Origin of the sequence: Ruegeria sp. HKCCA6837, assembly GCF_013034475.1 — a bacterium.
GTDB lineage: Bacteria > Pseudomonadota > Alphaproteobacteria > Rhodobacterales > Rhodobacteraceae > Ruegeria.
The window spans coordinates 177,513-191,209 of record NZ_WQGD01000001.1 but is presented as its reverse complement, the minus strand read 5'-3'; the positions used below and the strand labels follow the sequence as shown (position 1 = coordinate 191,209).

13 protein-coding genes are annotated in these 13,697 nt (G+C 58.8%); 9 read left to right on the top strand and 4 right to left on the bottom strand.

The genetic code is table 11. The annotated features are described in order from the left end of the window. Nucleotides 1-17 precede the first annotated feature (17 nt). Nucleotides 18-440 carry a nucleoside-diphosphate kinase gene (ndk, locus tag GOV91_RS00910; protein ID WP_155143779.1) on the bottom strand — a complete coding sequence of 141 codons (423 nt, stop codon included), beginning with the start codon at nucleotides 438-440 and terminating at the stop codon, nucleotides 18-20. Between the two features lie 115 nt (nucleotides 441-555). Further along, on the bottom strand, nucleotides 556-1,758 hold the full coding sequence (locus GOV91_RS00905) for a multidrug effflux MFS transporter (protein ID WP_171234121.1): 1,203 nt from the start codon (nucleotides 1,756-1,758) through the stop codon (nucleotides 556-558). A gap of 107 nt (nucleotides 1,759-1,865) precedes the next feature. On the opposite strand from GOV91_RS00905, the gene GOV91_RS00900 reads away from it, so the two are divergent. The 8 genes from GOV91_RS00900 (at nucleotide 1,866) to GOV91_RS00865 (ending at nucleotide 9,195) form a co-directional block, all read left to right on the top strand. Beyond that, entirely contained in the window at nucleotides 1,866-3,716 is a 1,851-nt protein-coding gene (locus tag GOV91_RS00900; protein ID WP_171234120.1) for an ABC-F family ATP-binding cassette domain-containing protein, read from the top strand. Then, complete coding sequence (locus GOV91_RS00895) at nucleotides 3,713-4,102, top strand: ACT domain-containing protein (RefSeq protein ID WP_171234119.1); 390 nt, start codon at nucleotides 3,713-3,715, stop codon at nucleotides 4,100-4,102. The genes GOV91_RS00900 and GOV91_RS00895 overlap by 4 nt, the downstream gene beginning before the upstream one ends. A 1-nt stretch (nucleotide 4,103) precedes the next feature. After that, nucleotides 4,104-4,721, top strand: a complete 618-nt coding sequence (locus GOV91_RS00890; RefSeq protein ID WP_171174478.1) for a MarC family protein — start codon at nucleotides 4,104-4,106, stop codon at nucleotides 4,719-4,721. Between the two features lie 42 nt (nucleotides 4,722-4,763). Further along, on the top strand, nucleotides 4,764-5,345 hold the full coding sequence (locus tag GOV91_RS00885) for a TIGR02281 family clan AA aspartic protease (protein ID WP_171234118.1): 582 nt from the start codon (nucleotides 4,764-4,766) through the stop codon (nucleotides 5,343-5,345). 59 nt (nucleotides 5,346-5,404) lie between these two features. Further along, on the top strand, nucleotides 5,405-6,025 hold the full coding sequence (locus GOV91_RS00880) for an ImuA family protein (protein ID WP_171234117.1): 621 nt from the start codon (nucleotides 5,405-5,407) through the stop codon (nucleotides 6,023-6,025). A 62-nt stretch (nucleotides 6,026-6,087) separates the two neighbouring features. Then, on the top strand, nucleotides 6,088-7,302 hold the full coding sequence (locus GOV91_RS00875; RefSeq protein ID WP_171234116.1) for a CynX/NimT family MFS transporter: 1,215 nt from the start codon (nucleotides 6,088-6,090) through the stop codon (nucleotides 7,300-7,302). Beyond that, nucleotides 7,299-7,895: a YceI family protein gene (locus tag GOV91_RS00870; protein ID WP_171174487.1), complete on the top strand. Its 597-nt coding sequence runs from the start codon at nucleotides 7,299-7,301 to the stop codon at nucleotides 7,893-7,895. The genes GOV91_RS00875 and GOV91_RS00870 overlap by 4 nt, the downstream gene beginning before the upstream one ends. Nucleotides 7,896-7,974: 79 nt before the next feature. Further along, the gene (locus tag GOV91_RS00865) at nucleotides 7,975-9,195 is read left to right on the top strand and encodes an MFS transporter (RefSeq protein ID WP_171234115.1); all 1,221 of its coding nucleotides are present in this window, start codon (nucleotides 7,975-7,977) and stop codon (nucleotides 9,193-9,195) included. Between the two features lie 45 nt (nucleotides 9,196-9,240). On the opposite strand, the gene GOV91_RS00860 is transcribed toward GOV91_RS00865, so the two are convergent. Together GOV91_RS00860 and GOV91_RS00855 are read right to left on the bottom strand one after the other, a co-directional pair. Beyond that, a complete protein-coding gene (locus GOV91_RS00860; protein WP_171234114.1) occupies nucleotides 9,241-10,914 on the bottom strand; it encodes a flotillin family protein in 1,674 nt (557 codons plus the stop codon). A 34-nt stretch (nucleotides 10,915-10,948) separates the two neighbouring features. Beyond that, complete coding sequence (locus GOV91_RS00855; protein WP_171234113.1) at nucleotides 10,949-11,665, bottom strand: OB-fold-containig protein; 717 nt, start codon at nucleotides 11,663-11,665, stop codon at nucleotides 10,949-10,951. 255 nt (nucleotides 11,666-11,920) lie between these two features. Here GOV91_RS00855 and metG point away from each other — a divergent pair, with 255 nt between their 5' ends. Then, on the top strand, nucleotides 11,921-13,666 hold the full coding sequence (gene metG / locus GOV91_RS00850) for a methionine--tRNA ligase (RefSeq protein ID WP_171234112.1): 1,746 nt from the start codon (nucleotides 11,921-11,923) through the stop codon (nucleotides 13,664-13,666). The last annotated feature ends 31 nt before the right edge of the window (nucleotides 13,667-13,697 follow it).

The following is a 13,697-nucleotide window of genomic DNA, read 5'->3' as shown; positions in this document are numbered from 1 at the left end:
TTGGCAGAAGCGTTGGCTTAGCCAACAAGTTCGATGCCCGAGAAGAAGTACGCGATCTCAACCGCTGCGGTTTCCGGAGCGTCCGAACCGTGGACCGAGTTTTCGCCAACCGATTCCGCGAACTCGGCGCGGATGGTGCCAGCGGCTGCGTCTGCGGGGTTGGTCGCGCCCATGACTTCGCGGTTCTTTGCAATGGCGCCTTCGCCTTCCAGAACCTGAACAACGACCGGAGCCGACGACATGAACTCGCACAGTTCGTCATAGAACGGACGCTCGGCGTGCACTTCGTAGAACTTGCCAGCTTGCTCTTTGGTCATGTGGATGCGCTTTTGCGCGACGATGCGCAGGCCGGCCTCTTCGAACTTGGCATTGATTTTGCCAGTCAGGTTGCGGCGGGTTGCATCGGGTTTGATGATCGAGAATGTGCGTTCCAGTGCCATGTCGGCCTCTCCTTACAATGTGGCGCGGGGCCCGCGCCGAAATCCATCGCGCGCCGCGTATCACGGTCTTTGGCTTATGAAAAGTGTTATGATGGCCCGTTCGCCGCTTTGGGGTTCAGATTGTGTCAGGCAGCGGGTCGATCCAATCCAGACGACGAACATAAACTACGGCCAACAACCCGGCAAAGCTGCACGCCCACATCATGCCCAGAACCAGAAAGGGCCCGTTTTCAGGGCTGACAAATGCACCCGTCACCGAGGTCAGGATAGCCCCAAGCGCCACGATCATTGCCCCAGACAGCCCGGCTGCGCTGCCCGCCAACTTAGGGCGCACGGACATGATACCTGCAGTGGCATTTGCATTGGTCAGGCCATTGCCGAATCCAACGCAGATGGCCGATCCGAAGAACACCCAGATTGACCCCAGGCCAGTGAGAAACAGCAGTAATCCAAGGAATGGCCCGGTCGAAGCCACAACCCGGCCGATCAGGATCATCGTGGTCAGGCGTGTCCGCGCCGCGATCCGGCCGGTGACGAAATTCCCGACCATGTACCCACCGGTTATGATGCCAATCCCAAGACCCAACATCGCCGGGCTTAGATCGAACCAGGCAGCCGCGACCAGAGGCGCGCCAGTGATAAAGCTATAGAATCCACCAATCGAAAACGACGCACACAAGGCGTAACCCCAAAACCTGCGGGCGCGAAACAGATCCGGATATTCGCGCAGTTGGGCAGTAAAGGTAGAAGAACGGTTCGTGTTGGTCTCGCCCATGTCAAACCACAGCAGAACCAGCACCCCTGCACCCAGCAACGTGTAAAGCACAAACCCCGAGCGCCAACCAAAGAGCACATCCAGCCCGCCGCCCAGCATCGGCCCAAGCATCGGCGCCAAAGCCATGGCCATCGTCACATAACCCAGTTTGCTGGCCGCCTCGTTCGGCGGATACCGGTCTCTGATTGATGCGCTGGACAGAACCGACCCGGCCACCACTGCGGCCTGCAAAAGACGGAACCCCAAGAACACCCAGATCGACTGGGCCAGTGTGCATCCGATTGAGGCGATGACGAAGAAGGTCATGCACATCAACAGTATCGGTCTGCGCCCGAAGCGATCAGACAGCGGCCCCATGATCAGTTGCAGCACGGCTGAAACCGCCAGATACCCGGCAACTGACAGGTTCATCAGGCCGTAGTCCACGCCGAAATCTTCGCTCATACGGGCCAGCGACGGCAGGAACAAGTTCAGCGACAGCACCGACAACGCAGTGGCAAAGATCAGCGTGATCAGATGAGGGGGCGTTTGGGCCGCGCGCATTGGAAAAACCGATCAGAAAAGCAAACGACACAGCGCTAACACATTGCATGAGGCTTGAACATGCCAAGTCGCTGGCGGCGGCATCACGCCTCTGCTAAGAGCGGCCCATGCTACGGATCGAAGACATCACCTATGCCGTTGAAGGCCGCCCTTTATTTGACGGCGCAAGCGCGACCATCCCAGACGGGCACAAGGTTGGCCTTGTGGGCCGGAATGGCACCGGAAAGACCACCCTCTTCCGCCTGATCCGGGGGGAACTGGCGCTGGAGTCCGGCAATATCCTGGTCCCCAAACGCGCTCGGATTGGTGGTGTGGCGCAAGAGGTGCCCTCGTCTGGCGTCTCGTTGATCAACACGGTTCTTGCCGCTGATACAGAACGCAGCACCCTGATGGCCGAGGCTGAGACGGCGGATGACCCGGCCCGCATTGCCGAGATCCAGACCCGCCTTGCCGATATCGACGCCTGGTCCGCCGAGGCGCGCGCAGCCTCAATCCTTAAGGGGTTGGGTTTTGACGACGACGACCAGTTGCGCCCGTGTTCCGATTTCTCGGGCGGCTGGCGGATGCGTGTCGCTTTGGCGGCGGTGTTGTTTTCGCAGCCCGATCTGCTGTTGCTGGACGAACCAACCAACTATCTGGACCTTGAAGGCGCGTTGTGGCTGGAAAGCTATTTGGCCAAATATCCGCACACGGTGATCATCATCAGCCACGACCGAGGGTTGTTGAACCGTGCTGTCGGCTCGATCCTGCATCTTGAGGACCGCAAGCTGACCTATTACGCGGTGCCTTATGACAAATTCGCCGAGCGTCGCGCCGAACGTCTGGCGCAGGCGGAATCCGAAAACGCCAAGGCGAAGGCACGCATCGCGCATCTGCAAAGCTTTGTAGATCGCTTCCGCTATAAGGCGTCCAAGGCCGTTCAGGCCCAATCCCGCCTGAAGATGATCGAGCGCATTCAACTTGTCTCGACCCCGCAAGAGGCCGCCCTGCGCGCGTTTTCGTTCCCCGAACCCGAAGAACTGTCGCCGCCGATCATCCAGATCGAGGGCGGTGTGACCGGCTATGGCGAGACTGAGGTTCTGCGCCGCCTGAACCTTCGCATTGATCAGGACGATCGGATCGCATTGCTAGGAAAAAACGGTCAGGGCAAGTCGACCCTGTCCAAGCTCTTGTCTGACCGCCTGCCTTTGATGGCCGGAAAGATGACCCGCAGCAACAAGCTGCGTATTGGCTATTTCGCGCAGCATCAGGTTGACGAGCTTTACGTTGACAAAACGCCGCTGGACCACCTGCGCCGCCTGCGCCCGGACGAAGCGCCGGGCAAGTGGCGGTCCCGTCTGGCCGGGTTTGGTTTGAACGCGGATCAGGCCGAGACCGAGGTTGGTCGTCTGTCCGGTGGTCAGAAAGCGCGCTTGTCGCTGCTGATCGCCACCATCGACGCACCGCATATGCTGATTCTTGACGAACCGACCAACCACCTCGATATCGAAAGCCGCGAGGCTCTGGTCGAAGCGCTGACCGCCTATTCCGGTGCGGTCGTGTTGGTCAGCCACGACATGCACCTGCTTAGCCTTGTCGCGGACCGACTTTGGTTGGTCTCGGAAGGGACGGTCAAACCGTTTGATGGTGACCTTGAAGCATACCGTGCTCTACTGCTGGCGCGCGACAAGCCGGTTAAAGAAAAACCGCAAGTCAGCAAGCCTAAACGCCCCTCGCGCGAGGCGATGCTGGCCTTGCGGGCCGACCTACGCAAATGCGAGGACCGGATTGAGAAGCTGACCGACATGCACGACAAGCTTTCGGCCAAACTGTCGGACCCGGCCTTGTATGAAGACGACAAGATCAACGATCTGGAAACCTGGAACCGCAAATTCGCGGAAGTGACCGAAGCCATGCAAAAGGCCGAGGCCCTTTGGGTAGCCGCCGCCGAACGGCTTGAACAGGCAGAAACAGCATGACAACACCGATCAAGGATACCAACGCTATGATTGCCAGTATGCATCCTGTTTTGCAGCCTGATGAGTTTGCCTTTGTTGTCTGGTCAGAAAACGAACCCTGGCCAGAAGGCACGCGTGCCAGCTGTGTCGAGCCTGAGGGGTTGTCTCTCATCGTGCCAATCGCACAGGCGCCGCAGGATGCCGTCGCAATGCGTTGCATCACATTGCAGGTTCACTCTTCGCTGGAAGGTGTCGGTTTGACCGCAGCCGTATCCGACGCGCTGGCTCAGGCTGGCATTCCTGCAAACATGGTCGCTGGGTATCACCACGATCATGTCTATGTGCCTTCAAACCTGTCGAAAGACGCCCTGAAAATCCTGCAGGCACTGCAACGGAGCAGCAATTAGTATGGACAGTGCATTCTTAATTACCGCGTTCACAACGCTCTTCGTTGTCCTGGACCCACCTGCGCAAACACCGATCTTTGTGGCGTTGACTCAGGGGATGGATTGGCACACGCGCCGATCCATTGCGATCCGGGCGTGCCTGACGGCAGGCTTCATTCTGGCTTTGTTTGCCGCTTTCGGTGAAGCTCTTCTAGGATTTGTCGGCATCTCGATGGAGGCGTTTCGCGTTGCGGGGGGCGTTCTGCTGTTCCTGACCGCGCTCGACATGCTGTTTGAGCGCCGCACCAAACGCCGTGAAAGCAGCGCCGAAGAAGAGGAGCACCCGGACCCATCAGTCTTCCCACTGGGCATTCCGCTGATCGCTGGCCCCGGCTCGATTGCAACGATGATCCTGCTTGCGGGCCAGCAGCCCGGCATTCAGGGTCTTGCCGTTGTTATTGGCGTCATGCTGGTCGTTCTGGCGATGGTATTCGTGATGTATCTGACATCCGGCGCAGTGGCGCGCGTTCTGGGCAAGACCGGGCTGAACGTCCTGACCCGGCTGTTGGGGATGTTGCTGGCGGCGCTTTCGGTGCAGTTCATTCTGGATGGCCTCAAAGCCTTTGGTTTTGCCGCATAAACCCCCATATACCGTAGTACTGACCGAAGTGGGGATACCCGAATGGAAGACGTCAACATAGGACAACTGGTCTATCTGGTCGTGCTTGGCCTGGCGGTTGCTTTCTGGTTCGTCTCGCAAAACCGCCAGTCCCTGAACAAGACGTTGCAGCAGGTAATGGCCTGGGTGTTCATCTTTGTCGGAGTCATTGCCGTCATCGGCCTGTGGGAGGATATCCGGTCCTCGGTTGGCCCCGCCCCGCAGATGACTGTTTCGGGCGAGACGATCGAGGTGCCCCGCGCCTATGATGGCCATTATTACCTACCCGTTTTGGTGAATGGTGAGCCGATCAACTTTCTTGTCGACACCGGTGCCAGCCAGATTGTTCTGAGCGCGCAGGATGCGGAACGTGCAGGTATCGATCCTGATCAACTGAATTATTTCGGGCGCGCCCTGACTGCCAATGGCGAGGTGCGCACTGCTCCGATCCGGCTGGAAACCCTGACGGTTGGACCCATCACCGATCAAAACGTTTCGGCCTGGGTCAATGAGGGTGAGCTGCACAAATCCCTGCTGGGGATGGATTACCTGCATCGGTTTTCGAACATCCAGTTCGCAGACGGGCGCATGATCCTGTCACGCTGACCTCTTCAGGGCTGCATTCGATCATTGAGAACAAAATAAGAACATGCTAATCTGCCCGCATGTCTGCCCATCTTCTCGATCAAAAACCCGCGCGCGCTGCTCCGGGGTTAAACCTGCATAATCAGATCACCCTGCAACTGGGCCGCGTGCACGAGGCATGCGGCCCCGCCCGGCGCAGCTTTGCTATGTGGCTGGCTGGCCAGGCGCAGGGGCCCGTACTGTGGATCTCTCCCGCGTGGGAGCCCGGCCAGCTGAACCCGGACGGGATGATGCCCTTTGCCGATCCGGCCCGGTTCATCTTTGTCCACCCCACCCGCGCCGAAGATCTGTTGTGGTGCATGGAAGAGGCGCTGCGCAGCGGGGCGATCCCGTTGATCATCGGCGACCTGCCGGGCGCGCCGGGTCTGACACCGGTGCGCCGGATGCATCTGGCCGCCGAACAGGGCGGCACGATGGGGCGGGCTCCGCTTGGCCTGCTGCTGACACCCGGTGACGGTGGCGCGCAAGGAGTCGAGACACGCTGGCACATGGCTGCCGCCCATCAGGGCGAAGCAAGACGCTGGACCCTGACCCGCCGCCGGGCCCGCGCCCTGTCCCCGGTCACATGGCAGGCCACCATGACTGCGGCCCGCGCCGGTTTACACCTGAAGCGCACCGAAACAGAAGACGCTGTGACGTGAACACAAATAGCTCACGCAAGATGTGACTGGTCAAAACACCTACCGCACCCTAGCGTCACCGCATGAGCCACCCGATCCACGACAGCCGCTATTCCTGGCTTCGCCTTCTGATCACACTCGCCATTGCAACAGTGGCGAATGTGGGGATGTGGGCGGTGATCGTGGTCATGCCCGCAGTCGAGGTTGAATTCGGCGCTGGTCGCGCAGAAGCTTCGATGCCCTACACGCTTGCGATGATCGGTTTTGCCTTGGGCAATATGTGGTTGGGTCAGTTGGTAGACCGGCTGGGCGTAACCACGGCCCTGATCGGCGCAGCCATCTTGAGTGCCCTAAGCTATGTGCTGGCAACGCTGGCACCAAATATCATGCTGTTGTCTGCCGCGCATCTTCTGCTTGGGTTAGGCACGTCAATTGGATTTGGCCCACTGATCGCCGATATATCGCATTGGTTCATGAAACGACGCGGTATTGCCGTTGCATTGGTGGCCAGCGGAAATTACCTGTCCGGTGCTATCTGGCCCACCATGCTGTCGGGCATTCTGGCGCGCGACGGATGGCAACAGGTCTATGTGACATTAGCCGTTCTAACACTGCTCGTCGTTATCCCACTGTCCCTACTCCTACGCCGCCGGGTCCCGGTCGAGGCACACAGTACGGCCGAAGCCTCTGCCCAGATCAACGCACGCAGTGCAGGTGTATCACCTCGCACAATGCAATATATTCTTGGCTTGGCTGGCATTGGCTGTTGCGTAGCTATGTCCATGCCGCAGGTCCATATCGTCTCTTACTGCGTCGGGTTGGGATATGGCCCCGCGGTGGGCGCCGAGATGCTGTCACTAATGTTGTTGGGTGGTGTCGTAAGCCGCTTGGTCTCGGGCCTTCTGGCCGATCACCTTGGTGGGGTCATGACCCTTTTGATTGGCTCAGTCCTGCAATGCATCGCGCTGTTCTTGTTCCTGCCCTATGACGGGATGGTCTCGCTTTATTTTATCAGCCTGATGTTCGGGCTGGCCCAGGGCGGCATCGTGCCCAGCTATGCCTTGGTTGTCCGCGAGTACATGCCTCCGCAAGAGGCAGGCGCGCGGGTCGGATTTGTTTTGATGATGACCATTCTTGGCATGGCCCTTGGCGGCTGGATGTCGGGCTGGATTTACGACCTCACCGGAAGCTACCAACTGGCATTCGTGAACGGTATTCTCTGGAACGGGCTGAACATCGCGATCGTTCTGATGCTTCTCAAGCGATCCCGCCCCAGACGGGAAAGGGTCATGGCATGACGTTTGTAAACCGCCGTACTGTCCTTGCCGGGCTTGCATCCCTGCCCTTCGCCCGACCGTCGCTTGCCGCACTTAGCCCCTATGTTCTGTCGACAACGGACACCAGGGTTGGCTTCAGTTTCAACCTTTCAGGCGTGATGCAGTCGGGATCCATGCCGATACGCTTCGCCAACGTCCAAGTCGATACGCGCCAACTACAAAACAGCCAGGTCACCGTAGTGCTGGATGTCAGTAAGGCCAGAACTCGGTTGCCCTTTGCCCGAATGCCCATGCTTAGCCCCAGCGTACTGGACGCCAAACAGCACCCGACGATCCGTTTTGTCTCAACAAAAATTGAGCTTGGCGCGCAAGGGCGTATCTCGGACGGGGCCCGCATAACCGGCGATTTGACCGTCCGTGGTGTAACGCGCCCCATCACGCTGAACGCCAATCTCTATCGCAAGGCAGGCACTACGGTTGACGACCTGACAAACCTGTCTATCGGTCTGACGGGGGCCTTGAACAGGCATGATTTTGGCGCGTCGGGTTATCCCGATCTTGTTCGGGACAATGTCGGTCTGAACATCCACGCCGAGATCAGCCGTGCAAGTTGATCCACAAAGCGCAAAAACGACTCGATAAAGTCGAATAGGTGCGCGCATTGTGCGGCAATGACGCCAATCTGAGATCACTATGCGTACCATTATTTCCTTTGCCGCCCTTTTCCTTTCAGCCATTCTATTGCAACTGTCGACAGGCGGGGTTGGCCCGCTTGACGCCATATCCGGCATCACCCTGGAATTCACGACCGAACAGATCGGTCTGCTGGGATCGGCTCATTTTATCGGCTTTTTCGTAGGGTGTTGGTGGGCCCCACGACTGATGGGCAGTGTCGGACATTCCCGCGCCTTCGCCGTCTGTACTGCATTGGGCGCGATGGGGCTGATCGGCCACACCCTAACCAACGATCCCCATATCTGGGCCATCCTCAGGATCGCATCAGGAACATGTATCGCAGGCTGCTACACTGTGATCGAGGCTTGGCTGAACGCAAAGGTCACGAATGAAACACGCGGACGGGCGATGGGCACCTACCGGCTTGTTGACCTGGGCGCCTCGCTTGGCGCACAGATGATCATCGCGGTTCTGCCGCCAGCATCTTACGTGTCTTATAACCTGTTGGCGATCCTGTGCTGTGCCTCGCTGCTGCCGCTGACGCTGACCCGAGCGAACCAGCCGCCAACACCCAACACACAGCGCTTGCGGCCCAAGCTGGCTTGGGCCTGTTCCCCTCTGGCCGTCGCGGGTGTGATCGTTTCAGCGCTCAGCTCTGCGTCCTTCCGAATGGTTGGCCCGGTCTACGGGCAAGAGGTTGGTCTGGGCATTGACCAGATTGCTTTCTTCCTTGCTTCGTTTGTTTTGGGCGGAGCCCTGGCGCAATACCCGTTAGGCTGGCTGGCTGACAAGTATGACCGACGCTGGGTTCTGATCTGGCTGTCGGCCGCTGCTGTACTGAGCTGCGGGATCACGATGGCCGCCAGCGGCGCTGGGACGGTTGGGGTGATGCTGGCCGCCGGGTTCTTTGGTCTGACGACCTTTCCGATCTTTTCGCTGTCTTCGGCCCACGCGAATGACTTTGCCACCAGTGAAGAACGGGTCGAGCTGTCCGCTGCATTGATGTTCTGGTACGCTTTGGGCGCTATTGCATCGCCCTATATTTCCTCGACACTGATCGAACAGTTCGGCCCCGGCGCTTTGTTTGCATTTGTGGCCGTCGGACATCTGGGATTGATCATCTTTGGTCTTGCGCGGATGCGCTCTCGCCCAACGCCAGAAGAGCGGACGAACTATGTTTACGCTCCGCGCACATCCTTTACCGTCGGGCGCCTTCTGAAACGCTCTCGGGAAGAATAATAAAGGGCCGGGAAATCCCCGGCCCTTTTGTTGTTTGTTCGCATATTATTGAGTCGGCAGCGTTTCTTCCTCGACAACATCGACCATTTCTGCGGGTTCCAGCGTCGCCTCTAGCGCGCCGTTCACTACTCCGCCGACACCGTTTTCCATCGACAGACCCAGCTCCTCGCCCAGCTTCTTGAGCGCGGGCATCTGCACAGCCATGCCCATGATCGAATCCAACGCTTGATTGACCACCGGCTTGTCGCTGTTGGCCGCGCCACCGCCTGAAGCACCGGCACCGATCCCACCAACCTGATGGATTTTGATCGAATCGATCTTCTCGGCCGGTTTCACCATTTCCGAGATGATCGACGGCATGGTTTCAATCCTGGCCATATCGACCTTCATGCGGATCTGCGCAGCAGAAAGAGCGTTGTCGGCTTCAACAATGGCGCGCTTACCTTCCGCTTCGGCCAGCATGTCGTTTTTCTTCGCCTCGGCACGGATGTTCAACGCATCTGCTTCGGCCTGAGCTTCTTCACGACGCGCTTCGGCACGGTCTGCGGCTGCCTCTTTCTCGGCCTGCGCGGCCAGACGGATCGCGGTCGCCTGACGTTCCGCTTCGCGCGTCGCTTCGATCAATACGATCTGTTTCTGGCGTTCGGCCTCGGCCACTTCGCGGGCGGTCACGACGGCTTCGGTCGCCTTTGTCGCCTCGGCCCGGGCGAGGTCAGCAGATGCACGCGCACGGCTTTCCTCTTCGGATTTCTGCGCGATGATGATCTGACGCTCCTGCTCGGCCACTTCGATCTCACGTTCTTTCGCAATCTCAGCATCGCGGATCTTGCGCTCGCGCTCGATCTCGGCCCCGCGGATGGCTTCTTCACGGGCGATCCGGGCACGTTCGGTTTCGCGCACCGAGTCTTCGGTCCGCGCCGCAATCTCGGCCTCCTGCGCCACGCGCAGGGTTTCGACTTTCTGGGTCTGCTCGATCCGCGCCTGTGCCTCGTCCTGCTCGATCAGAAGTTTTTGACGCTCGGCCTCCATCGCGGCACGGCGCACCTCGACCTCGGCCTCGGCATCAATCTGTGCGCGCTCTTTCTTTGAAACCGCAATCACCTCGGCCAGCTTGCGCATACCCACCGCGTTAAAGGCGTTGTTCTCATCGAGTGCTTCGAACGGTGTCTGGTCAAGCGCGGTCAGCGACACGGATTCCAACGACAGGCCGTTCTTCAACAGGTCTTCGGACACAGCATTCTGCACCTCTTGCACAAAGTCAGCGCGGTTCTCGTGCAGCCCGTCCATGGTCATCTGCGCGGCCACGGCGCGCAAACCGTCGATCAGTTTACCTTCGATCATCTCGCGCAGTTGTTCGACGTCAAACGTGCGTGAGCCCAGCGTCTGCGCGGCGCGCGCGATTCCCTCTTCCGTCGCCATGACCGAGACGTAGAATTCGACACCCACGTCCACGCGCATCCTGTCCTGAGTGATCAGCGCGGCTTCACCGCTGCGCTGCACTTCAAGGCGGAGGGTCTTCATGTTGACCGGGCTGACCTCGTGCAACAGCGGCACGATGACCACACCGCCGTCCATGATAACTTTTTTACCGCCCGCCCCGGTTTTCACCAGGCTCACTTCCCGGGTCGCGCGTTTATAAAGGCGGCCAAGTACAAGGCCGATGAATAGCAGGACGGCCAGAATGGTGACGACCGTAATCGCCAGGAATGAAACTTCCATGCAAAATCCTCCGATTTAAGAGTTGATAATTTGGTTAGTCCGACAAGCCGACCAGAACGAACCGGTCGCGCCGTCTGTCGCGCAGCACCAGAACGTCGGTGCCTTGCTCAAGGATGTCTTTGTCTTGCAGCGGCTCGGCGCGCAGGTGATGGGTGTTTCCGAACCGGTCCATCACGCGCACCTCGGCAGGGCGTCCGCGAGACGCCGTTCCTTGTGAGATCACGCCGCGACGGCGGGCCAGCTTCCGTTCGGACATCGCCTCAGTCTCGGTCTTCGGCAACAGGCGGGCGAACACGGTACCAAAGCCGCGCGCAAACCACAGACCGAATGCAGCTGCCGGGATCGCAGCCATCCAGCTTGGCAGATCAAAGCCCAACAAATCACGCAGCGCCAATTGCAGGCCGATGCCCGACAGACCAAAACCCGCCAGCAGGACCACAAGCCAAATCATGAATGGCACTTTGCCAATCCCCAACCATGCCATCGGCCCGGCAGCGGCGGCATCAGGCACGTCCGTCTCAATCTCGGCCAGTTCGAATTCGCCCAGATCAATGTCAGCATCTATGTCGAGATCGAAGTCTGCAACAGCCAGATCCGGAACATCCACAGCATCCAGATCGACCTCGCCCTCACCTGCCAGCAGGCTTCCACCCAGCACCAGAGCAATCAGCTCCAGGGCCAGCAGGCCAAACAGCAGCGCAAGCGCCATGGTAAAGGGCACGAATGCACCCTCAAGCAGGAAGTCGAACATTAGGAATATGCCCTCGTTTTTGTATACCTTTGTATACACTCAATATGGGTAGTCATAATAAAAATACAAGAGATCGTGATTCTATTTTCAACCTATGGGTAGTGTAGACACCTGTTTAACTGCAATCGCTACTCAATTGATAAAGCGTTTTTTGACTGGATCGTGGCATTTCAGGACATCCACGCAAAACCCGGCCTTTTGCTGGCGGGTTACATAAGGTAGACGAGCGCGCAGACAGTTACGTGGACACGCAAAATGGCTCGGATTCTCATCACCTCGGCGATCCCTTACATCAACGGGATCAAGCACCTCGGCAACCTGATCGGCTCGCAACTGCCAGCCGACCTGTACGCACGCTACCAGCGCGGCCGGGGGAATGAGGTCATGTTCCTGTGTGCCACGGATGAACACGGCACGCCCGCGGAACTGGCGGCTGCCAAAGCCGGTAAGCCCGTGGCCGAATACTGCGCTGACATGTACGCGGTTCAGGCCGATATCGCCAACCGGTTCGGCCTCAGCTTCGATCACTTTGGCCGCTCGTCCAGTGAACAGAACAAGCGCCTGACCCAGCATTTTGCAGGCAAGCTGGACGACGCCGGCTTGATCCGTGAGGTCAGCGAGAAACAGGTCTATTCCAACGCGGATGGTCGGTTTCTGCCCGACCGCTACATTGAAGGCACCTGCCCCAATTGCGGGTACGACCGCGCACGCGGCGATCAGTGCGAGAACTGCACCAAGCAGTTGGACCCGACCGACCTGATTGAGCCACGCAGCGCGATAAGTGGCTCGACCGATCTTGAGGTGCGCGAGACCAAGCATCTGTATCTGCGCCAGTCGGCGATGAAGGATCAACTGGATGCGTGGATCGACAGCAAGACCGATTGGCCGGTCCTGACCACATCAATTGCCAAGAAATGGCTGCATGATGGCGACGGTCTTCAAGATCGTGGCATCACCCGCGATCTGGACTGGGGCGTTCCGGTCAAAAAGGGTGACCAGGACTGGCCCGGCATGGAAGGCAAGGTCTTCTATGTCTGGTTCGACGCCCCCATCGAATACATCGCCTGTGCCAAGGAATGGGCGGATGCCAGCGGCAGAACCGATGCCGATTGGGAGCGCTGGTGGCGCACCGACAAAGGCGCAGAAGACGTGCGTTATGTGCAGTTCATGGGCAAGGACAATGTCCCCTTCCACACCTTGTCTTTCCCGGCCACCATCCTGGGCACAAACGCGCATAACGAAGTCACCGGATCATCCGAGCGCTGGAAGCTGGTCGATTACATCAAGTCTTTCAACTACCTGAACTATGATGGTGGCCAGTTCTCGACCAGCCAGGGGCGCGGCGTGTTCATGGATCAGGCGCTTGAGATCCTGCCCGCCGACTATTGGCGCTGGTGGCTGCTGAGCCATGCGCCTGAAAGCAGCGACAGTGAGTTTACGTGGGAAAACTTCCAGCAATCGGTGAACAAGGACCTTGCTGATGTTTTGGGTAACTTTGTCAGCCGCATCACCAAGTTCTGCCGCTCGAAGTTTGGCGAAGCAGTGCCGGAAGGCGGCAGATTTGGCGAACGCGAAAACGCTCTGATCGACGAGTTGACCCGCCGCGTCCGCGCCTATGAGGACCACATGGAAACAATGGAGGTTCGCAAATCCGCGCAGGAATTGCGGGCGATCTGGGTTGCGGGCAATGAGTATCTTCAGGCCGCTGCCCCATGGTCAACCTTCAAGGAAGATCCGGAACAAGCTGCGGCTCAGGTGCGTCTGGGGCTGAACCTGATCCGCCTTTATGCTGTTCTCAGCGCGCCGTTCATTCCCGATACCTCGGCCCGAATGCTCAGCGCGATGAACACGCTGGACACGGGATGGCCCGATGACTTGGCCGCCGCATTGGACGCGCTGCCTGCGGGTCACGCGTTTACTGTGCCTGATGTACTGTTCGCCAAAGTCTTGGATGAGCAGCGTGAAGACTGGCAGGAAAAATTCGCTGGCACACGCAACTAATCTTGTTGCATGCTGACAGTATTCGGGGGCC

What these genes read in the sequence shown, in the direction of transcription:
- ndk (WP_155143779.1), bottom strand. Translation starts at nt 440, where the DNA reads ATGGCACTGGAACGCACATTCTCGATCATCAAACCCGATGCAACCCGC.
- GOV91_RS00905 (WP_171234121.1), bottom strand. Translation starts at nt 1,758, where the DNA reads ATGCGCGCGGCCCAAACGCCCCCTCATCTGATCACGCTGATCTTTGCC.
- GOV91_RS00900 (WP_171234120.1), top strand. Translation starts at nt 1,866, where the DNA reads ATGCTACGGATCGAAGACATCACCTATGCCGTTGAAGGCCGCCCTTTA.
- GOV91_RS00895 (WP_171234119.1), top strand. Translation starts at nt 3,713, where the DNA reads ATGACAACACCGATCAAGGATACCAACGCTATGATTGCCAGTATGCAT.
- GOV91_RS00890 (WP_171174478.1), top strand. Translation starts at nt 4,104, where the DNA reads ATGGACAGTGCATTCTTAATTACCGCGTTCACAACGCTCTTCGTTGTC.
- GOV91_RS00885 (WP_171234118.1), top strand. Translation starts at nt 4,764, where the DNA reads ATGGAAGACGTCAACATAGGACAACTGGTCTATCTGGTCGTGCTTGGC.
- GOV91_RS00880 (WP_171234117.1), top strand. Translation starts at nt 5,405, where the DNA reads ATGTCTGCCCATCTTCTCGATCAAAAACCCGCGCGCGCTGCTCCGGGG.
- GOV91_RS00875 (WP_171234116.1), top strand. Translation starts at nt 6,088, where the DNA reads ATGAGCCACCCGATCCACGACAGCCGCTATTCCTGGCTTCGCCTTCTG.
- GOV91_RS00870 (WP_171174487.1), top strand. Translation starts at nt 7,299, where the DNA reads ATGACGTTTGTAAACCGCCGTACTGTCCTTGCCGGGCTTGCATCCCTG.
- GOV91_RS00865 (WP_171234115.1), top strand. Translation starts at nt 7,975, where the DNA reads ATGCGTACCATTATTTCCTTTGCCGCCCTTTTCCTTTCAGCCATTCTA.
- GOV91_RS00860 (WP_171234114.1), bottom strand. Translation starts at nt 10,914, where the DNA reads ATGGAAGTTTCATTCCTGGCGATTACGGTCGTCACCATTCTGGCCGTC.
- GOV91_RS00855 (WP_171234113.1), bottom strand. Translation starts at nt 11,665, where the DNA reads ATGTTCGACTTCCTGCTTGAGGGTGCATTCGTGCCCTTTACCATGGCG.
- metG (WP_171234112.1), top strand. Translation starts at nt 11,921, where the DNA reads ATGGCTCGGATTCTCATCACCTCGGCGATCCCTTACATCAACGGGATC.